This window comes from Micromonospora sp. NPDC005367, assembly GCF_040606825.1.
Taxonomy (GTDB): domain Bacteria; phylum Actinomycetota; class Actinomycetes; order Mycobacteriales; family Micromonosporaceae; genus Micromonospora.
Map to the genome: position 1 here is coordinate 70,935 of NZ_JBEXFP010000018.1, position 20,418 is coordinate 91,352.

Here is a 20,418-nt window from a genome sequence, read left to right on the forward strand (position 1 = left end):
TTATTGCTCCTTCTGCCCGCTCCCGGCCACTGGGCCTGAGTCAGGCTGCGAGGATTGCTGCCCTCCCGGAGCCGCCTCCGGGTTGGTTGGGTTGCTCTCCGAGGGGTTGCTACGCCCCCGCTGCACACCCCGGTGATAGGCCGAGAGCAGACCGCGGACGGCCTCCGGCGAACGCCGTTGGACGGACGCGGCCGGCTTTTCCACCGCGCCCGGCACGAGCTGCGCCATCGGGGTGCGCTTCGGCAACCCGGTCGGTGTGGTCGACCGCACCGGCACGTCGGTGGCTGCCGTGGCGGCCCGCCAGCCGTCGTCGGCAGCGCTCTCCCAGCTGTTTCTCTGTTGCACGGGCCGGCGGGGCATGCTCTCGGCGGCGGTCGGACGGCTGCCCCCGTTCACGCCCACCCCGGTCTCCCGCGCCGTCGGTGTGTCTGCCATCGGTGCGTTACCTGTCGTCCCGGGTGTCGTCTTCTGGACGGCCTGACCGGTGGTGTCGACCGTGGCAAACTGCTGGGTCGTCGCACCGTTCGTCGCCGTCGCCGGCTTCGCGGCCGCAGCCGCCTCCTCCGCCCCAGGCCGGCGGGTACGGAACCAGGCCGATTCGAGCTCCCGGAAGATCGGCAGCTCCATCGTCTCGTCCGCGTACCGCTGCTGGTTCTGGGCCTGCGGAGCCGGCGCGGGCCGGTTGGGTGCCGGCGGCGCGGGAGCCGGCTGGGCCTCCGGCCGGGGTACCCGCGGCAGCTCGGTCGTCATGTCCAGAGCGGCGGCGAGACGCTCGGGCACCGGCGGCGCGGCCGGCTCCCGCTCCGCGTCGGCCACCGGCGGCCAGGCCGGCGGCGCCGCAGCGCTCGAGCTGGGCTGGGACTGCAGTGGGTTCGCCAGCTGCCCGGCGGCCGGCGGAGCGGAGTACGGCTGCGTCGCGGCCGGCGGCGCGGAGTACGGCTGCGTCGCGGCCGGCGGAGCCGAGTACGGCTGGCCAGAGACGGGCGGAGCCGAGTACGGCTGCGTCGCGGCCGGCGGCGCGGAGTACGGCTGGCCAGAGACGGGCGGAGCGGAGTACGGCTGCGTCGCGGCCGGCGGAGCCGAGTACGGCTGGCCGGAGACGGGCGGAGCCGAGTAGGGCTGCGCCGAGACCGGCGGACCGGCGTACGGCGAGGCCGACACCGGAGCGCCCGAGTACGGCTGCGCGGAGACCGGCGATCCGGACACCGGCCCACCGGAGACCGGCGGCAGCGGCGGCACGGAGACCGGCGGCGAGTACGGAGTCACCTCCGGGCTGCTGGGCAGCTGCCGCGGGATAGCCGGCGGCTGTCCGTTGCCCGATTCGCCGTCGACGCCACGACGCTGCGGCAGCGGGTCGATCGGCTGGCCGTTGGCGGGGCGTGGAGTGAACGTGCCGTTGCCGTTGGCCGAGGCGGCACCGGTGAGGTCCGACCAGGCGGGCATACCGCGCCCCGAAGCGGTCGGCGTCGGCGTGCCCGATCCGTTGCGGGATGCCGGGTCGAAGGCACGGCCGCCGAGGGTCACCTGGTTGCCGGACTCGCTCTGCCGCACGCCCAACGCGGGCAGCGCACCGAAACTCGGCGTGGGGGTGGCCGGTGCCTGGCCGCCGGCTGGGGCCGGCAGCGCCGGGGGCTGTTGCACCCGACCGGAGAGCGCGCGCGGCACCAGCACGGAGCTGGGGAGCATGACCTCCGCCACGGTGCCCCGGTCGATGCCGGGACGCAGCTCCACCCGAACGCCGTGCCGGGAGGCCAGCCGGGCCACCACGACCAGACCCATCATCCGGGAGACGGCCACGTCCACCTGCGGCGGCGTGGCGAGCCGCTCGTTGAGTTCCTGGAGCTGGTCCGCGCTGATGCCGATGCCGCGGTCCTCGACGTAGAGCGAGGAACGGTCACCGACCCGGCGCGCCTCGACCTGCACCTGCGAGTCCGGCGGCGAGAACGCCGTGGCGTTGTCGAACAGTTCGGCGACCAGGTGGACCAGGTCGTTGACGGCGTGCGCGGCGATCTCGATGTCGCGGTCGATCACGCCGAAGTCGATCCGGGTGTAGTGCTCGACCTCGGACTGCGCGGCGCGCAGCACGTCGATCAGGGCGGCCGGCTCCCGCTGCACGCGGGTCGAGTCGGCGCCGGCGAGCACCAGCAGGTTCTCGTCGTTGCGGCGCATCCGGGTGGCCAGGTGGTCGAGCTGGAACAGCTCGGCCAGCCGGTCCGGGTCCTCCTCGCCGCGCTCCAGCCGGTCGAGGTGCCCGATCAGGCGGTCGACCAGGATCTGCGACCGGCGGGCCAGGTTGACGAACATCGTCGCGACGGACGCGCGCAGCGCCGCCTGCTCGGCGGCCGTACGGACCGCCTCCAGGTGGACGGCGTTGAACGCCTCGGTCACCTGGCCGAACTCGTCCTTGCTGCGCACCGGTAGTGGCTCGGCGATCTGGTTGGCGAGCTGGGCCGGGGAGAGCTGGCCGATGACCTGCGGGTCACGCAGCCGGGCCACGGCCTGCGGGAGGCCGTACTGGGCCACGGCCAGGGCGCCCTGCCGCAGCTCGCGCAGCGAGCGGGCCATCGAGCGGGCGACCAGGTAGGCGAAGAGGATGGCCAGCAGGAGCATGCTCAGCAGGAGGCCGGTCTCCAGGAACACCTGGCGCTGCACGTCGGAGCGGATGCCCTCGGCCAGGCGGACCACGTCGCTGTCGAGCTTCGTCTCCACCGTCCGGATCAGCTTCGCGTTGGCGACCATGGCCGCGTCCCACTGGTCCGGCCCGAAGGGGGCGCCGACCATGCTGCCGCTGGTGTTGCCGTTGATCCAGCCGATGTAGCGCTCGGCCTCGCGCCGGTCGCCGCCCGCGATGGTCTGGTCGTGGAAGCGGATCTCGTCCCCGCTGGCGACCGCCTTGAAGTTCTGTACGGCCTGGTCCTGCCCGGTACCGCTGGCGATGTACTCGGTGCGCAGGGCCGGAGTGAGCTGCTTCTGTGCGAGCGCCTGGTGCACCACAACACGGCGCAGGGAGAGGAACTCCTTCTCCCGCGCCACCGCGGCTGCGGCTCGCATCCGGTCGCTCAGGTTGTTGTCACCGGCGAGCTGGGTGGCCGAGTCGCGGATGGCGAGCAGGTCGGTGATCACACGCTCGTACGCCTGCGTGGCCTCGACCGGCCGGAGCTTGCCCTTGTAGACCTGGCTACGGATGCCGGGCATGTCGGTGAGGCTTCGGTCGATCTTGTCGAGCAACCCCTCGAGGCTGCTCGGGAGCCCGTCGATCGACGCGCGCTGCCGCAGGTAGGGGCCCTTCGACTGGTCGACCCGGGTGTTGACCCGGTTGTACGCCTCCTGGTACTGCGCTCTCGCCTGACCCGGGGGTGATACCAGCAGCAGCACGGCGGTGGTCCGCTCGTCCTGCAGAGTGTTGATCAGGTCACCCGAGTAGCCGGAGAGGTTGGCCAGGTCGCCGGCTCGGTTGGCATTGTTGAGCGTCTCCAGGTGGTCGACCAGACCGTTGGTGCCCACCACGACCGTGGCGATGGTCGGCACGATCATGATGAGACCGAGCTTGGACCAGATCGGCATGTCCCGGAGTCGACTGGCCGGCTGGCGCAGCCGCGACAGGAAGGAGCCCGCCGTCTTCGGCCGTTTGCTCACGTCACCGTCCTCGCGATTACAGCGTCCGCGCGTTGCCCCGGGCAACGCCCAGCGACCGACCCGGCGGGTCGGACCCCCGAGATTCCATCACGCCGCTCGACAAGAGGAAAGCCCAGGTTGGCCGCCGCCCACCGTGTGATGAGATGTTGAAGCGTTTTGATAGCACACCGTCTGGCCGGAGTTACTGAAGGTAATGAATCATCCGCATCGCGTTGTATTGCTGGCCGGCCCTTCCGGCTCCGGAAAGTCATACATAGCGCAGCGAACCGGGCTCCCGGTGCTGTGCTTGGACGACTTCTACAAGGACGGCGATGACCCTACGTCGCCGCGACGAAACGGCCAGGTGGACTGGGAGTCACCACAGTCCTGGAATGCCGAGGCGGCGCTCGAGGCGATCGCCCGGCTCGCGCGAGAGGGCCAGGCGGAAGTCCCCGTCTATTCCATCGACGCGGACCGCCAGGTGTCCACCCGGACATTTGACCTAGCCGGATCGCCACTTTTTGTGGCCGAAGGGATCTTCGCCGCCGAAATCGTCCGAGAGTGCCGCCGACGCGGGCTGCTCGCCGGGGCGTACGCGCTACGCCGGCCCCGCAGCACCACCTTCTTCCGCCGGCTGGCCCGCGACCTCTCCGAACAGCGCAAGGCGCCGCGGGTGCTGGTACGACGAGGGCTGGCGTTGCTGCGTACGGAACCGGCGGTACTGCACCGTCAGACGAACCTCGGTGCGGAGGCGGCGCGGGGCCGCGAGGTGCTGCACCGGGTGGCCGGCCTGCTCGCCGGCCACCCGTACCAGGTCGATCAGTCCCGCAACAGCGGCTCGTAGGCGGGCTTGATCACTTCGTCGATGATCTTCAGTCGCTCGTCGAACGGGATGAAGGCGCTCTTCATCGCGTTGATCGTGAACCACCGCAGTTCGGCCCAGCCGTAGTCGAACGCGTCCACCAGCAGCGCCATCTCCCGCGACATCGAGGTGCCGCTCATGAGCCGGTTGTCGGTGTTCACCGTCACCCGGAAGCGAAGATCACGCAGCAGACCGATCGGGTGCTCGATGATCGACGCGGCGGCACCGGTCTGCACGTTCGAGGACGGGCAGAGCTCGAGCGGGATCCGCTTGTCCCGCACGTACGCGGCCAGCCGGCCGAGCACCGGATCCGGCCCTTCGGTGCTGATGTCGTCCACGATCCGCACCCCGTGGCCGAGCCGGTCCGCTCCACACCACTGGATCGCCTGCCAGATCGACGGCAACCCGAACGCCTCACCGGCATGGATGGTGAAGTGGAAGTTCTCCCGCTGCAGGTACTCGAAGGCGTCCAGGTGCCGGGTGGGTGGGAAGCCGGCCTCGGCCCCCGCGATGTCGAAACCCACCACCCCGGCGTCCCGGTGCCGTACGGCCAGCTCGGCGATCTCCTGCGAGCGGGCGGCGTGCCGCATCGCGGTGAGCAGGGTGCCCACCCGGATCGGCCTGCCCGCCGCGGCGGCCTCGGCGCTGCCCTCCGCGAAGCCGACGAGCACCGCCTCGACGACCTCGTCCAGCGTGAGATCCCGCTCCAGGTGCTGCTCGGGGGCGAACCGCACCTCGGCGTACACGACGCCGTCGGCGGCCAGGTCGAGCGCGCACTCCCGAGCCACCCGGCGCAGCGCGGGCGCGGTCTGCATCACGGCCACGGTGTGCGCGAAGGTCTCCAGGTACCGCTCCAGCGAGCCCGAGTCGGCCGCCGCCACGAACCAGCGCCCGAGCTCCTCGGGATCGGTGGTGGGCAGCTGGTGCCCCACCTCCGCGGCCAACTCGACGATCGTCGCCGGCCGAAGGCCACCGTCCAGATGATCGTGCAGCAACGCTTTCGGGACCTTGACGATGTCCTCGTACCGGATGTTCGCGACCATTCCCAGACCCTAGTGCGGCGCGATCCACGCCATTCCGCGGACCGGCCGCGTCCCGCACGACCGCCTTCCGTTCGTCCGGCCGCGCTGGACGGCCGGGTACGGACCGGCACGGCGGCGGGTGGGCCTACCGTAGTCGACGTGGAGCTGCCCGATCGCGATCGCCGAGGGCCCACCGCCGCGCACCCGCTCCGCCGCGCCGACGACCACCGCCGGGTACCCGCGGTGCCGACCCACCTGGACGCCTGACATGGATTCCCGCATCCTCCAGCGGCTCCGCTGCCCGATCTGCGGTGAGCCGCTGAGCGAGACCCACGCCGGCACCGCCCGCGCGCTGCGCTGCCCGCGCCGGCACAGCTTCGACGTGGCCCGGCAGGGCTACGTCAACCTGCTGGCCGGTCGCGCGCCGCACCCCGGCGACACCGCCGAGATGGTGGCCGCCCGGGCCGATTTCCTGGCCGCCGGCCACTACGACCTCATCTCGGCGGCGCTGGCGGACGCGGCGGTGACCGCGGTCGGCCCGGCCGCCGGGGCGTACCCCCTGGTGGTGGACGCCGGAGCCGGCACCGGCCGGCACCTCGCCGCGGTGCTGGCGGCGCTGCCGGACGCCGTGGGCGTGGCGCTCGACGTCTCGAAGCCGGCGCTGCGGCGAGCCGCCCGGGCGGACCCGCGGATCGCCGCGGCGCTGGCCGACACCTGGCAACGACTCCCCGTCGCCGACGGTGCCGCCGCCCTGCTGCTGAACGTCTTCGCGCCACGACACGGCGCCGAGTTCCACCGGGTGCTGGACCCGGCCGGCGCGCTGCTGGTGGTGACGCCCGCGGCGGACCACCTCGCCGAGCTGATCGGGCCGCTCGAGCTGCTCCGGGTCGATCCGGCCAAGCAGGACCGGGTGGCCGCCAGCCTGGGTACGCACTTCACCTGCGCCGCCGAGACCGTGCACCGCCGCGAGCTGGCCCTCACCCGGCCGGAGGTGGCCACACTGGTGGGTATGGGCCCGAGCGCCTGGCACACCGACCCGGCCGGGCTGGCCGCCCGCGTCGCGGCGATGGCCGAGCCGGTACGGGTGACCGTCGCGGTCCGGCTCGGCGTGTGGCGTCCGGTGCCGCGCTGACGGCGGCCGGCCCGGGTCAGGTGGAGAGGTCGACCTCTTCCCAGCCGGGCGGCTCATCGTGGTACGGCCCGCGCAGCACCACCGCCCACTCCAGCGCCCACCGCCGCTGACCGATCGCGTTCGCGTCGACCAGCCCGGGCGGCCGGCGGCCGTTCCGCTCCAGCTCCAGGTACGCCCAGTCCAGGCAGTAGTGCAGATCGAGCAGGGCGGCCGCGTCGGCGGGGTGCTGCGGCGCGGCGAGGATCCGGGACCGCCACTCGGCGAAGGTCTCACCGGCGGCGATGTCCGGCATCCGCTCGACCAGCCGTTCGTCCACCGGGAGGGTCGGGTCGAGCAGCTTGGTCAGGCCGAGTACCCACGCCAGCGAGAAGAGCGCGTCGTGGTGCAACACGAAGGAGCGGTGATCACCCTTGCTGCCGGTGACGAACTGCCACTCCGGCGGGGTGACCTTCTCCACCAGGTGGGAGGCGAGCAACCAGCTCATCGCGGCCTGCGGCGTCATCCCGAAGCAACGGGCCAGGATCAGGTGCAGCACCGCGATCCGGGCCTCGATCTCCGCGGTGGACCGCAACTCGATCTGGTCGCCGGGTTCCCACACCAGCGGAAACTGCGGCGGCGGCAGCGGCAGGCCCAGCCGGGACAGCTCGTCCAGGCTCGCCTCACGCACCTCACGTGGGTCGGGGGCAGGTACGGTCACGGCGATTCCCTTGCTCGCAACGGCTCGACGCCGGTTGTCCCCCCTGGCCAGGCAGAATAGCGACCCCGGGTGACCGGCACCATGCCGGCCCGCCCGATACCGGGTCAGCCGATCCGCTCGATCACCAGGGGCTGACCGACCGGGGGTGTCTCGGAGATCCGCACCGCGCCGGCGGCCTCGGCCATCGCCGCGGGGATCCGATCGGCCTGCTCGGCCCGCAACTCGTAGAGGGTCTCACCGGCACGCACCCGGTCACCGGGCCGCTTGTGCAGCACCACGCCGGCCGGGGCACTCACCGGGTCCTCCTTGCGCGCGCGGCCCGCGCCGAGTCGCCACGCGGCCACCCCCATGGCGTACGCGTCGATCGCCTCGACGTGACCGTCGGCCTCCGCCCGGACCGTCTCGATCTCCGGAGCGGTCGGCAGCGGAGCGTCCGGGTCGCCGCCCTGGGCGCGGATCATCGCCCGCCACACGTCCATGGCCCGGCCGTCGCGGAGCGCCACCTGCGGGTCGGCGTCGCCGAGGCCGGCGGCGTCGAGCATCTCCCGGGCCAGGGCCAGGGTCAGCTCCACGACGTCGGCCGGGCCGCCACCGGCCAGCACCTCGACCGACTCGGCGACCTCGACACCGTTGCCGATAGCCAGACCGAGCGGGGCGGACATGTCGGTGAGCAGCGCGACCGTGCGTACCCCGTGCGCCCCGCCCAGCTCGACCATGGTGCGGGCCAGCTCGCGGGCCTGCTCGACGGACTTCATGAAGGCGCCCGAGCCGACCTTGACGTCGAGCACCAGAGCGCTGGTCCCCTCGGCGATCTTCTTGCTCATGATCGAACTGGCGATCAGTGGGATCGCCTCGACGGTGCCGGTGACGTCACGCAGCGCGTACAGCTTCCGGTCGGCGGGGGCGAGCCCGGCACCGGCGGCGCAGATCACCGCTCCCACGTCGCGCAGTTGGCCGATGAACTCGTCGTTGGTGAGCGTCGCCCGCCAGCCCGGGATCGACTCGAGCTTGTCCAACGTCCCTCCGGTGTGCCCGAGGCCGCGCCCGGACAGCTGCGGCACCGCGGCACCGCAGGCCGCCACCAGCGGGGTCAGCGGCAGAGTGATCTTGTCGCCGACACCTCCGGTGGAGTGCTTGTCCGCGGTCGGCCGGTCGACGGCGGAGAGATCCAACCGCTCACCGCTCGCGATCATCGCGGCGGTCCACCGGGCGATCTCCGGACCGGTCATGCCACGCAGCAGGATCGCCATGGCCAGCGCGGACATCTGCTCGTCGGCGACCTGCCCCCGGGTGTACGCGTCCATCACCCAGTCGATCTGGTCGTCCGACAGCACGCCCCCGTCCCGTTTGGTCCGGATGACGTCAACCGCAGTAAGAGCACTCATCAGAAAGTTCTTTCCTTGTTGTCATGGCGATACTCAGCGACGACGCATACGCCCCGCGACCGCGACCGGAACCGCGCTCCGCCACCACCAAGGATCGGGTCGACCGGCCCCGGCCCCCGAAAGCAACGGGCGGAATCAGGCGCCCGGCCAGCGAACCGGAATCTCCATCGGCGGCTCGCCCTCGCCCGCCCAGAAGATGGTGCCGGTCGCGTCGACCACCACCACCCGGGGCGTACGGGCCATTCCCCAGGTGATCGCCTCGGCCGGGTCGTCCCAGCTCGGCCCCTCCTCCAGCACGCCGGTCTCGGCGCCCGCGTCGTCACCGGCCGACCGCTCCCAGTACGCCGTCCAGACCTGCTGGCCGGCGGAGAGGTCCGGATGCACGAAGACCGTGCCGCGCCCCCGCCAGGCGGCCAGCCGCTCCGGCACCACCGGCAGCGGGGTCTCCCCGACCACGGATTCGAGGTCCTCGACGCCGAACGCGTGCGGCAGCAGCTCGGCCATCCGCAGCGGGCGCCCCCTCGTCTCGATCAGGCACTCCGGGCCACCGTTCTCCCAGAGCAGCTGCCGGCACCGGCCGCAGGGCATCAGCGGCTCGCCGGTCGCGTCGACGCAGGAGAGCGCGACGAGCCGGCCCCCGCCGGTGGCGTGCAGCGAGGAGACGACACCGCACTCGGCGCAGAGCACCACCCCGTACGCGGCGTTCTCCACGTTGCAGCCGACCACCATCCGGCCGTCGTCGACCAGGCCGGCCGCGCCTACCGGGAACTTCGAGTATGGGGCGTACGCATGCCGCATCACCTCGGTGGCGGCGGCGCGCAGCCGCGTCCAGTCGATCTCCATATCGCGCTCCCCCCAGTCAGCCCTTGATGTACGGCTTGCCGTCGGCGGCCGGTGCGCGTACCCGGCCGACCAGCCCGGCCACGGCCAGGATCGTCGCCAGGTAGGGCAGCATGGCGAGGAACTGACTCGGGATCACACTGTTGATCGCGCCCAGGTAGGTGGCGAGCTGGTCGGCGAAGCCGAAGAAGAGCGCGGCGAGCAGCGCTCCGGTCGGGTTCCACCGCCCGAAGATCAGCGCGGCCAGGGCGATGAAGCCCTTGCCGCCGATCATGTTCTTGGTGAACGAGTAGAGCGCCAGCGTGTAGGAGGCGCCACCGATGCCGGCGACCACACCGGCCAGCAGCACGTTGCGGTAGCGCAGCCGGAGCACGCGTACGCCGAGGGTGTCGGCCGCGATCGGGTGCTCGCCGACCGAGCGGGTACGCAGGCCCCACCGGGTGCGGAAGAGCCCGATGTGAATCACCAGGACCAGCAGCAGCCCGAGGTAGAGGAAGATGTTGCTGCGGAACAGCGCCGGGCCGAGCACCGGGATGTCCTTGAGCAGCGGGATCTCCCAGTTGCTGAACCGGGGGGCGCTGTTGTACCGCTCCGCGTTGGTCTGCATGAGCCGCTCGTAGAGGAAACCGGTGACGCCCACCGCGAGCAGGTTCAACACGATCCCCATGACCGTCTGGTCGACCAGGTAGCGGATCGAGAAGACGGCCAGCAGCAGGGAGATGAACGCCCCGCCGATCGCGGCGGCGACCAGGCCGACCCAGACGTTGCCGGAGATGCTGCCGAAGAGAGCACCACTGAACGCGCCCATCAGCAGCTGCCCCTCGATGGCCACGTTGACCACACCGGAACGCTCGCAGAGCACGCCGGCGAGCGCACCGAAGATCAGCGGCAGGGCCAGGATGAACGTGCCCCGGATGATGTTGACCAACGGCATGAAGTTCTGGCCGGCCGGGGCCGCGGAGACCTGCCAGCAGAGGAACGACAGCACGAAGGCGACCAGCCCGACGCCGAGCACCAGGAGGAACCAGCGCTTCGGCAGCCCGGCGAGCAGCGCCGCGCCGGCGGCGAGCGCGATGACGCCGAAGAGGATCGCGCCGAACGTACCGTTGATCTCCAACGCGGTGCCGGCGGCGTCCTCGCTGAGCGTGAACCGGGCCTGCTGATCGGTGGCGAGCGCGCCGAAGAGCAACGCCGCCAACAGGCCGAGCGCCACCAGCACGAGGCCGACCTTGCGGCTGCGGGTCCAGAATCCCTCGTCGACCGCGGCGACCGCCACGTCGGGGACAGCCATGGTGGACATGAGTTACCAGCCCTTCGCCAGGCTCGTCTGCAACCGGGCGGCCCGTGCGGCCCGGAGCTGGAAGATCGCCTTGACCAGGGCCGGCGCGGCGATGAAGATGACGATCAGCGCCTGGAGCACGGTGACCAGCTCCAGCGAGATTCCCGAGTACGACTGCATCCGGTTGCCGCCGGCCTGCAACGCGCCGAAGAGCAGCGCGGCCAGCGCCACACCCCACGGCTTCAGTCGACCGAGCAGCGCCACCAGGATTCCGTCGAAGCCGATCTGCGCCGCCACCTGCGGGGTGAGCGCGCTGGCGGTCGAGCCGAGCACCATGTTCGAGCCGCCCAGACCGGCCAGCAGCCCGGCGAAGACCATGATGAGGACGAACGTCCGGGTGACGCTGATGCCGGCGGTTCGGGCGGCGTCCGGGTTCGCGCCCACCGCCCGCAGCTCGAAGCCGAGCGTGGAGCGGTTGAGCAGCCAGGCCACCGCCCAGGTCGCCAGCACGGCGAGCAGGATGCCGGCGTGCACCCGCAGGTTGTCACCGAGCAGCCGGGGTAGCTGGGCCGACGGGTCCACGGCCTTGCTGATCGCGTCGGTGCGCCTCGGGTCCTGCACACCGTTCTGCACGATGAGCCAGGTCAGGAAGTACGTGGCGACGTAGTTGAGCATGATCGTGATGATCACCTCGTGGGCGCCGGTACGCGCCTTGAGGATGCCTGGGATGAAACCCCAGACCGCGCCACCGAGAGCACCGGCGAGCAGCGCCACGAGCAGGTGCAGGCCGGGCGGGAGCGGCAGCGCGAACCCGGCCAGCGCCGCGGTGATCACACCGATGGTGGCCTGCCCCTGGGCGCCGATGTTGAACAGGCCGCCCCGGAAGGCGAGCGCCACCGAGAGGCCGGTGAAGACCAGCGGCGCGGTGTAGGTGAGCGTCTCGGAGATCGGCGCGAGGACGGCCTGCCAGCCGTTGCTGCCGTTCAGCCACCCGCTGAACGCCTCGGGGTCGAAGACCGAACCCTTGAAGAGGTTCGCGTACGCCTCGCTCACCAGCGTCCAGCTGGAGTTCAGCGCGTCCGACGGGCGGGCGGTGATGTACGAGTACGTCGACAGCACCTCGGGGTCGGAGATGATCATGAGGATCGCACCGACCACGATCGCCAGCACCAGCGACAGCACGGTGACCGTAACGGTGTTCGCCGCCCATAGGTTCGTCACGAACAGCCGCCCGAGGCCGGGCGTCGCCTCCGGCGCGCCATCGGGCGCCGCGGTAGCCGCCCCGGCCTGCGGTGTGGTCGCGTCCTCGGCCTGCTCGGTGTTGCCGAGCGAGTCCTGCGCCGCCTGCGCCTTGCTCGCCGGTTCCTTGTCCGGCGACCCGGACTGCGGATTGGGGGAGCTCACGCCGTCACCTCGCTCCGCTCGGCGCCGGCCTGGGGCACCGTGGCGCTGGGTCGATGATTCGCTCGCTGACGCTTGCTCATGCCTCTTCCTCGCTGGTCGGCACGTCGTCATCGGTCGCCGGCCGGGCCTCGGCCTGATCGGCCGCAGCCTCGGGGGTGATACCCGCCATGAGCAGGCCGATCTCCTCGCGTGGGGTGTCCGGGCCGACGATGCCGATGATGCGGCCGCGATACATCACCGCGACCCGGTCGGCCAGCCCGAGCACCTCATCCAGCTCGCTGGAGACCACCAGCACGGCGGTGCCGATGTCCCGCTCGTGGATGACCTGGCTGTGGATGAACTCGATCGAACCCACGTCGACACCGCGGGTCGGCTGCGCGGCGATGAGCAGCTTCAGCGGACGGGACAGCTCCCGCGCCACGATGACCTTCTGCTGGTTACCGCCGGAGAGGGTGCCCACCGGCATGTCGGCCGAGGAGGTCCGGACGTCGAACTGCTCGATCCGCTCCTTCGCCGAGGCCGCGATGGCCTCCCGCTTCAGCGCGAGCCCACCGGCGAACGGCGGGCGGTCGTAGATGTCCAGCACCAGGTTCTCCGCGACGGTGAACTCCTTGACCAGTCCGTCGACGCTGCGGTCCTCGGGGACGTAGCCGACCCCGGCCCGGAGCACCCGCTTGGTCGACCAGCCGTCGACCCGCGCGCCGTCGAGGGTCACCGAACCGGCGAGCGTCGGGCGCAGACCCATGATCGCCTCGATCAGCTCGGTCTGGCCGTTGCCCTGCACACCGGCCACCCCGAGCACCTCGCCCGCGTGCACGGTCAGGTCGATCCCGTCGACGGCGCGGATCTGCCGGTCGTCGTCGACGACCAGGCCGGCGACCTCGAGTACCGGCTTACCCGGCTTGGCGGTGGCCTTCTCCACGGTGAGCCGGACGTTTCGACCCACCATCAGCGCGGCCAGTTCGTCCCGGCTGGCCTCCGGGGAGGCGGTGCCGACGGTCTTACCGCGCCGGATCACGGTGATCCGGTCGGCGATCGCCTTGACCTCGCCGAGCTTGTGGGTGATGAACACGATCGACTTACCGGCCGCCTTGAGCGACCGCATGACCGTGAGCAGTTCCTCGGTCTCCTGTGGGGTGAGCACCGCGGTCGGCTCGTCCAGGATGAGCAGGTCGACGTCCCGGGTCAGCGCCTTGACGATCTCGACCCGCTGCTGGATGCCGACCGGCAGGTCCTCGATCACCGCGTCCGGGTCGACGCGCAGCCCGTACCGCTCGGAGACCTCGACGACCTCCCGGCGGGCGCGCCGTCGGTCCAGGAAACCGGAGATGCCGCCGCGAATCTTCTCGGCGCCCAGCATGATGTTCTCGGTGACCGTGAAGACGGGGACCAGCATGAAGTGCTGGTGCACCATGCCGATCCCGGCCGAGATGGCGTCCGAGGGCCCGCGCAGCTTCAACGGCTCCCCGTCGACCAGGATCTCGCCCTCGTCGGGCTGGTAGAGCCCGTAGAGCACGTTCATCAAGGTCGACTTGCCCGCGCCGTTCTCGCCGAGCAGGGCGTGGATCTCACCAGGCTCCACCGTCAGGTCGATGTGGTCGTTGGCGACCAGATCACCGAACCGCTTGGTGATGCCGCGCAGTTCGAGTCTCAGCGCAACCTCCCGGGAGTGCGAGCGATGGTGCAGCCTAGCCGCCGGCCGGCTGCCGGACGACACGGCCGGGCCGGCCGGTCGCCATCGTGCGCGACCGGCCGCCCCGGCCCGACGGGAGGTTCCGTGGGAGCCGGAGCGGCCGGATCGGTCGTACCGTGTTGCCTACCGGCCCCCCGATGTTCTCACCGGGGGGAGCGGCCGGTCGTCACTTGGTCGGCTGAGCCTTCGAGGTGACGGTGATGGTGCCGGCGGCGATGTCCGACTTGATCTTCTCGACCTCGGCCTTCAGCTCGGCCGGGACCTTGCTGTCGAAGTCGTGGAACGGGGCGATGGAGACACCGCTGTTGGCCAGGTCGCCGACGAAGCCCGGCTTGGCCTCGAGCTTCTCGCCACCAGCGGCCTTCAGCACGGCCTCCTTGACGGCCTCCGGGATGTTCTTGACCACGGTGGTCATGATCGCCAAGCAGTCCGGGGTGCTCTCGCAGCCGTCGACGTCGACCCAGATCACGCTGAACTTGCCGTTCGAGGCCTTGGCCGCCGCGGTGGTGCCGAGGCCGGAGCCGCCGGCGACCGGCATGATGATGTCCGCGCCCTGGGCGACCAGCGTGTCGGAGACCTTCTTGCCCTCGTCCTGCTTGGCGAAGTCGTTGGTGAAGGAGCCCTTCTGGCTCGCCTTGTCCCAACCCAGCGCCTGGACGTTCTTGCCCTTGGTCTGGTTGTAGTACGCCACGCCGTCGACGAAGCCGTCCATGAAGATGGTCACCGGCGGGATCGGCAGCGCACCGTAGGTGCCCACCTTGCCGGTCTTGCTCATCCCCGCGGCCAGGTAGCCGGCCTGGAACGCGGCCTGAGCGGTGTCGAACTGCATCGGGTAGATGTTGTCCACACCCGGGTTGGCGTCGACGATGCCGAACTGCTGGTTCGGGTTCGCCTGCGCGATCTTCTTGGTGGCGTCAGCCATCAGGCCACCGACGGCCAGGATGAAGTCGCACTTCTGGTTCACGAACTGCGTCAGGTTCGGCTCGTAGTCGGCCTCGGCCTTCGACGCCACGAACTTGGGGTCGATGTTGCTGTTGGCCGCCTGCGCGTCCTTCAGGCCCTGCCAGGCGGAGGCGTTGAACGACTTGTCGTCGATGCCACCGACGTCGGTCACCATGCAGGCGCTGAACTTCTTGCCGCCGTCACCGGCGCCGTTGTTCTCGTCCGGCGCCTCACCACACGCGGCGGCGCTCAGCACGAGCCCACCCGCCGCCACGATCGAGGCGATCCGCATCCCACGCACCGAGCGCAAGACGTCTCCTTCCCATCGCACACCGCGCCTTGTGCGGTGGCTGCCCTTGAGCCGGCCTGCGCTATTGCCGCCGGCGTCCCACGTTACGGACGGGAGCGTACGCCCGCGCCCACCCACCGGCCGCCAATCGTGCACGACCGTTGAGTGCCTGTTACCCCTACGTAACCGTCGCGTGGGGGAAATCACTCTTCGTGCAGGTAACAGTGCACCCTGGCGTCGTGAAAGTCCGGTTTTCGAGGCGCCTTACAGGACCGACGTTACCGCCAGAAGACCGCCACTGCGGCGTTGACCAGGGTCAACCCAACAATTGCCAGGAAATGGCCACGGTTGACCGTTTCCCGCTTTCGCGAGAAGAAGACCATTACGAAGATCAGCAGCGCGATCACGCCCTTGGTGGCGAGCTTGGCCGGGGCCGGCTCGTCACCGTCACGAAGCGGAGCGGAAAGCCCGATACCGGTCACCAGCTGGATCACGGACCCCCACAGCATGGCCGCGTTGATGCGCAGCCGTCCGCTGAAGTACTGGGCCAGGGAACCGCCCAGCAGCAACGCGAACCCGATCAGATGGACGTAGAGAAGAATCAGCCTCAAAGCTTCCACGCGGACATCCTCCCCCATCAACGACACGTTGTAGTAGGGGGCCCGGCGGCCGGATCACGGGATGCGCCAGACCCGGAACGTTGGGCCGTCGCCGGCCAGGGTGGCCACCCCGTCCGCTCCGGCCGCAGCGCGGGCGCCCCGCCGTACACGTTCTCCCCGGCCGGCAGTCCGCCGAGCCGGCCCCCGCCGGCCGACCGGCGGGCCAGCACCAGCGCGGTGCCGGCCGGCGACTCACGCGGTCCACAAAGGAGTTTGGGCGCTGGTCAAGTAGGCGACACCCCAACACCCAAACGGGTAATGCCAACCAACACCACCACCATCCACACTCGTCCGGTGAACCACGAACCCGGCCCCACCACCTGGCAAGGCCAGCAGCCGTCCCCGCCCCAGCAGCCCTACCCGCAGCAGCAGCCGTACCCGAACATGCCGCCGCCCGGTAAACCCAAACGAAAACTCGGCACCGGCGCGATCATCGCCATCACCATCGGCGCGCTCGTCATCGCCTGCTGCGGCATCACCGGCGTCGCCGCGCTCGTCACCGGCGACTCGGAACCCGACGCCGCCCCGTCGTCGTCGCCGACCGTCGCCGCAGCCGCCGAACGGGACGCACAAGCCCCGGCGACCGCCACACCGGCGGCACCGTCGAGCGAAGCCGCCCCGCCGCCACCGGCAACGACCGCACCCGCCACTCCGGCCGCCCCGGAGAAGATCACCATGCCGAACCTCAAGGGCGAGAACGCCGCAGTCGCGGATGACAAACTGCGGAAGCTCGGCTTCACCAACCTCCAGTACGGCAGCGCCGACGAGAACGACACCCTTGTGATCATGTTGGCGAACTGGACGGTCACGAAGCAGTCCGCGAAGCCGGGCGCGAAACTCAACCCCGACGACCTGATCGTGTTGACCTGCACGAAGCAGAACTGACCGGGCCGGAGCCCCGGCACCTCGAACCGCGTGGGCCGGGGCTTCGTCGTGTCTGCCCCAGCGGCGCTGTCGGCCCGGACGAGCTGCACCAGGCGTTCAACTTCGACTTCCTCGACGCCACCTGGTCGGCCGAATCGTTCCGTAAGGTGATCGACACGGCGCTCGCCGAGTCGGCCACCGTCGGCGCGCCGACCACCTGGGTGCTCTCCAACCACGACAAGCAGCGACACGTGACCCGCTACGGCGACAGGCCCGAGGGGCTGCGCCGGGCCTCGCGCCGCGGCTCTGCTGATGCTCGCGCTGCCCGGCTGCGCGTACGTCTACCAGGGCGAGGAGCTGGGCCTGCCCGAGGTGCTTGACGTCGCCGGGTACGGCGAACCGGTCGTCGCGAGCGAACCGCTCGCCGGCACCGGTGACGGTCATCTGCTGCCAGTCGACTCGGCTGCCTGGTTCGAACGGCGCTGAGCGGGTAACCGAAAGCGACCTGGTCGTCCGCCGTGCTCCGCGCCGGCGGGCGACTGGGGCACCGACCCCTTGTGGTGGGGGTGAGGTGGTGCCGGCGCCTCGCGGAGTCCGCTCCGCGGGGCGCCGGCGTCCGTTCCCACGACCACCGAGTGCTCACCAGTGCGGGCCGTGCTTCGCGGCGGGCACAGTGGGCGGTGTGTCACCGCGATCCCCTCGGGGTAACCCGGACGTACGGCGGCGGCTGCGGGGGTCTGTCGCGGGAAGACCATCGCCGCGGCGGATACGGGACGCACTGGAGGTGGCGGATGGTGGCCCGGGTGGCGCAGTACACCGTCGACGTCGAGGACGTCGACCTCATGGCGGCGTTCTGGTCCGCCGCGCTCGGCTACCGCGTCGAGCAGGGCGGCGACGGCTGCGCGAAGCTCTTCCCGGACCCGGCCGGGACCGGGCCGACCATGTGGCTGCAGGGCTCGGGCACTGCCAAGCAGGGCAAGAATCGCCTTCACCTCGACCTGGTCAGCGACGGCGACGCGGACGCGGAGGTGCGGCGGCTCGTCTCGCTGGGCGCCCGGCAAGCGGACGTCGGGCAGACCGGCGACGAACCGTTCGCGGTACTCACCGACCCGGAGGGCAACGAGTTCTGCGTGCTGAACCACCCGCCGGCCCGGCCCTGACACCGGTCGTGTCCGCGACGACGTCGCCGCTCGACGCCTCGTCCGGGGTCAGGACCCCTTGGCGGTCAGTATCTCGGCGATCCGCCGGAACCCGGCCCGCAGCTCAGCCTCGGTCGGTGGCACGGTCGGCTCGCCGTGACCCACCTCGTCCGCCGCCGCGTCCAACTCCTCGTCGATGGTGTCCTCGAAGTCGCCGTAGAGGTCGACCTGGTCGACCTGCGCGGCCTCGTCCGCCGCGGCTATCTGCGCGGCGGCGATCTCGCTGCGGATCTCCTCGGCGGAGAGCGCCGGCAGCAGCGGCTCGACCACCGCCATCAGCTGCTCCTCGGCCACCACCGCCTCGGCCAGGGCGAGCGCGTGCGGCCGTTGGTACGGCCCGCAGACCACCGGCTCCCACTCGTCGGTGTCGCCGAGCGGGCCGAACGTGATGATCCACGGCAGGCCGAGCATCGGCGAATCGCTCGGCAGGTCCAACGTCACGAGTGCGCCCACCGGCTCATCATGGTCCGTCACGACCGGCCGCCGTGGAACAATCGCCCGATCCCGCCCGCCCCGCGTCGGGCCGCGCTGCGCCGGCCCGGCGTCTCAGCCGGGGCGGGACGCGTCCAGAGCGGCCCGGACCAGCGCCAGCGCCGTACCGGGCGGCACACCGAGCCGGCGGGCCTGGAGGGCGTAGTCGGCGGCCGACCGCTGCAGCCGGTCCAGCGCGTCGTCCCGCCCCGGCGCCACGAACGTGCCGTTGCGGCCCCGGGTCTCGAGCAGCCCGACACCCTCCAACTCCCGGTACGCCCGGGCCACCGTGTTCGGCGCCAGGTTGAGGTCCGCGGCGAGCTGCCGCACCGTCGGCAGCCGGGTGCCCACCGGAAGCCGCCCGTCCCCGATCATCTCGGCGAGCTGGCCACGCACCTGCTCGTAGGGCGGCACGGGCGAATCCAGGTCGACCGAGATCAGCATGTCCGCCTCCCGCTTGGTCAACTGGCACCCCCCGGGGTGCCGGGATCGGTCTGCTCGTCGAGGTTGGCCGGTGGCGCGCCCTCCGCCAGGTCGATCACGCGCCCCCGCGTGCTGGTCGCGGCGAGCGCCGCGCCGAAGAGCAGCAACTGGTTGAGCAGGTAGAGGTAGAGCAGCAGCCCGACCGCGCCGGCTACCACGGTGTACGCGGGGCTGTGCTCGGTGCGTACGACGTAGTAGCGGCCGACCGTGTTGAGCAAGGTGATGCCGACCGCGACGAGCAGCACGGTCGGGCGGAGCCGCGACCGGCTCATCCGCAGCCGGGGCACCGCGACGAGCAGCAGCGTGGCGAGGACCGCGTTGACCACCACGCTGAGTACCGCGCTCAGCGTGGTCAGGCCGAGCGAGCCGGTGCTGCGCAGCAGGAAGCGCAACGCCGACTCGAGCGCGTCGACGGCCGCCACCGAGGCGCCGAGCAGAACGAAGACGAGGACCATCACGCCGATGTCCACCAGCCGGCGGATCACCAGGTTGCCGGGTTGCTGTTTGAGTCCGTAGATCAGCCGCTGGGAGGAGCGGATCGCCTCGATCCAACCGATCCCCGTGAAGGTCAGGATGATCAGACCGATCACCCCGACCGTGCCGCTGCTCTCGGCGATCTGCGCCGGGTCGAGGAACGGCAGATTGTCCTGGAGGAAGTTGCTCGCGGCCATGCTGAAATCGCTGTTGTCGTTCAGGGTCGCGCCGAAGATGGCGTACACGACGAGGGCGAGCGCGAAGACCGCGAAGAAGCCGTAGTAGGCGATCGCCGCGGCCAGCCGGCCACCGAGCACCTCGGCGTAGCGGGCACCGGCGCGCCACACGTGGTCGAAGAGGGCGGACCGGCGGCGGCCGGCGCTCACCCAGCGGTCGATGCTCGCCTCGACCCGGCCGATCACGTTCACGCCGTCATCCTCGCCGATGTCGCCTCGCCGTGGGGGTAACCGTCGCGCGTGTGACCGCGCGCCGGCCGGTCAGCCGCCCAACTGGAAGTCACGCCGTGGCTGCCACCGGGACTGCCCGCTGTGCAGGAAGAGGGTGAACGCCGCCACCTCGAACACGGCCGAGAAGTCGGCGAGGTCCTCGTACACCTTGTCCAGCGCCTCGGCCGGGACGTCCTGCGCCACGGTGACGTGCGGGTGGTACGGAAAGCGCGCCTCCCGATGCAGCTCCGGGGCGGCGCTGATCGCCCCGGCGAGCAGTTCACACTCACTGATCCCGGCGGCCACCGCCACAAAGACCACCTGGGTCACCGGGCGGAACGTGCCGGTGCCACGCAGGTGCAGCATGAACGGCAGGTGGGCCGACGAGACCGTGGCCAGGTGCCGCTCCACCGCGGGCAGGGTGGCGGCCGGTATCTCGGTCGGCCCGAGCAGCGTGACGTGCGCGGGAATGTCGGCCGCCTGAGGGTCGCCGGCCTCCGCGCGCCGCCGGGTCAGCTGGGCACCCCATGGCTCCGGGATGTCGACAGCTACCCCGATCCGGATGAGGTCACCCTGCTCGGACGCCCCGTCCCTGCGATCCACGCTGCGCGCCACCTCTCCGGCCACCGGCCCGTGTCCACCCAGTCCTGTGCCGCGTCGCG

General features: G+C 71.2%; 18 protein-coding genes and 1 pseudogene. 5 read left to right on the forward strand and 14 right to left on the reverse strand.

From position 1 onward, the window contains the following. Complete coding sequence (locus ABZS42_RS15350; RefSeq protein WP_355145565.1) at positions 1–3,636, reverse strand: nitrate- and nitrite sensing domain-containing protein; 3,636 nt, start codon at positions 3,634–3,636, stop codon at positions 1–3. A 277-nt stretch (positions 3,637–3,913) separates the two neighbouring features. On the opposite strand from ABZS42_RS15350, the gene ABZS42_RS15355 reads away from it, so the two are divergent. Further along, positions 3,914–4,459, forward strand: coding sequence for an ATP-binding protein (locus ABZS42_RS15355; RefSeq protein WP_355145567.1), 546 nt, complete (start codon positions 3,914–3,916; stop codon positions 4,457–4,459). Here the strand turns inward: ABZS42_RS15355 and ABZS42_RS15360 are convergent. After that, entirely contained in the window at positions 4,435–5,520 is a 1,086-nt protein-coding gene (locus tag ABZS42_RS15360) for an adenosine deaminase (protein ID WP_355145569.1), read from the reverse strand. The genes ABZS42_RS15355 and ABZS42_RS15360 overlap by 25 nt on opposite strands. Positions 5,521–5,767: 247 nt before the next feature. Here ABZS42_RS15360 and ABZS42_RS15365 point away from each other — a divergent pair, with 247 nt between their 5' ends. Then, on the forward strand, positions 5,768–6,631 hold the full coding sequence (locus ABZS42_RS15365; RefSeq protein ID WP_355145570.1) for a putative RNA methyltransferase: 864 nt from the start codon (positions 5,768–5,770) through the stop codon (positions 6,629–6,631). 16 nt (positions 6,632–6,647) lie between these two features. Here the strand turns inward: ABZS42_RS15365 and ABZS42_RS15370 are convergent, their stop codons facing one another. The 8 genes from ABZS42_RS15370 to ABZS42_RS15405 all read right to left on the reverse strand — a co-directional run bounded on the left by ABZS42_RS15370 (position 6,648) and on the right by ABZS42_RS15405 (position 15,780). Further along, positions 6,648–7,328, reverse strand: coding sequence for a DUF4272 domain-containing protein (locus ABZS42_RS15370; protein WP_355145572.1), 681 nt, complete (start codon positions 7,326–7,328; stop codon positions 6,648–6,650). Between the two features lie 104 nt (positions 7,329–7,432). Then, positions 7,433–8,713 carry a thymidine phosphorylase gene (locus ABZS42_RS15375; RefSeq protein ID WP_355145574.1) on the reverse strand — a complete coding sequence of 427 codons (1,281 nt, stop codon included), beginning with the start codon at positions 8,711–8,713 and terminating at the stop codon, positions 7,433–7,435. Positions 8,714–8,848: 135 nt separating this feature from the next. Further along, positions 8,849–9,556 (reverse strand): cytidine deaminase, encoded by a 708-nt coding sequence (locus ABZS42_RS15380; protein ID WP_355145576.1) that lies wholly within the window; start codon positions 9,554–9,556, stop codon positions 8,849–8,851. Positions 9,557–9,572: 16 nt separating this feature from the next. Continuing rightward, on the reverse strand, positions 9,573–10,853 hold the full coding sequence (locus ABZS42_RS15385; protein ID WP_355145578.1) for an ABC transporter permease: 1,281 nt from the start codon (positions 10,851–10,853) through the stop codon (positions 9,573–9,575). A 3-nt stretch (positions 10,854–10,856) separates the two neighbouring features. After that, positions 10,857–12,236 carry an ABC transporter permease gene (locus ABZS42_RS15390; RefSeq protein WP_355145580.1) on the reverse strand — a complete coding sequence of 460 codons (1,380 nt, stop codon included), beginning with the start codon at positions 12,234–12,236 and terminating at the stop codon, positions 10,857–10,859. Between the two features lie 76 nt (positions 12,237–12,312). Continuing rightward, entirely contained in the window at positions 12,313–13,953 is a 1,641-nt protein-coding gene (locus ABZS42_RS15395) for an ABC transporter ATP-binding protein (protein WP_355145582.1), read from the reverse strand. 142 nt (positions 13,954–14,095) lie between these two features. Beyond that, positions 14,096–15,163, reverse strand: coding sequence for a BMP family ABC transporter substrate-binding protein (locus tag ABZS42_RS15400; RefSeq protein ID WP_355145685.1), 1,068 nt, complete (start codon positions 15,161–15,163; stop codon positions 14,096–14,098). A gap of 275 nt (positions 15,164–15,438) precedes the next feature. Next, complete coding sequence (locus ABZS42_RS15405) at positions 15,439–15,780, reverse strand: hypothetical protein (protein ID WP_076471259.1); 342 nt, start codon at positions 15,778–15,780, stop codon at positions 15,439–15,441. 333 nt (positions 15,781–16,113) lie between these two features. Between ABZS42_RS15405 and ABZS42_RS15410 the strand changes: the two genes are divergently transcribed. From ABZS42_RS15410 to ABZS42_RS15420, 3 genes and pseudogenes are all read left to right on the forward strand, one after another. Beyond that, on the forward strand, positions 16,114–16,704 hold the full coding sequence (locus ABZS42_RS15410) for a PASTA domain-containing protein (RefSeq protein ID WP_355145584.1): 591 nt from the start codon (positions 16,114–16,116) through the stop codon (positions 16,702–16,704). A 68-nt stretch (positions 16,705–16,772) separates the two neighbouring features. Next, a pseudogene (locus tag ABZS42_RS15415) lies at positions 16,773–17,169 on the forward strand (alpha-amylase family glycosyl hydrolase); the annotation flags it as partial. 305 nt (positions 17,170–17,474) lie between these two features. Then, positions 17,475–17,843, forward strand: a complete 369-nt coding sequence (locus tag ABZS42_RS15420) for a VOC family protein (protein ID WP_355145586.1) — start codon at positions 17,475–17,477, stop codon at positions 17,841–17,843. Positions 17,844–17,891: 48 nt separating this feature from the next. On the opposite strand, the gene ABZS42_RS15425 is transcribed toward ABZS42_RS15420, so the two are convergent. The 4 genes from ABZS42_RS15425 to ABZS42_RS15440 all read right to left on the reverse strand — a co-directional run bounded on the left by ABZS42_RS15425 (position 17,892) and on the right by ABZS42_RS15440 (position 20,383). After that, positions 17,892–18,335: a hypothetical protein gene (locus ABZS42_RS15425; RefSeq protein WP_355145588.1), complete on the reverse strand. Its 444-nt coding sequence runs from the start codon at positions 18,333–18,335 to the stop codon at positions 17,892–17,894. A 93-nt stretch (positions 18,336–18,428) separates the two neighbouring features. After that, positions 18,429–18,797: a GntR family transcriptional regulator gene (locus ABZS42_RS15430; RefSeq protein ID WP_355145687.1), complete on the reverse strand. Its 369-nt coding sequence runs from the start codon at positions 18,795–18,797 to the stop codon at positions 18,429–18,431. 17 nt (positions 18,798–18,814) lie between these two features. After that, positions 18,815–19,738 carry a YhjD/YihY/BrkB family envelope integrity protein gene (locus ABZS42_RS15435; protein ID WP_355145590.1) on the reverse strand — a complete coding sequence of 308 codons (924 nt, stop codon included), beginning with the start codon at positions 19,736–19,738 and terminating at the stop codon, positions 18,815–18,817. A 69-nt stretch (positions 19,739–19,807) separates the two neighbouring features. Beyond that, positions 19,808–20,383, reverse strand: coding sequence for a 2'-5' RNA ligase family protein (locus ABZS42_RS15440; RefSeq protein WP_355145592.1), 576 nt, complete (start codon positions 20,381–20,383; stop codon positions 19,808–19,810). Positions 20,384–20,418 lie beyond the last annotated feature (35 nt).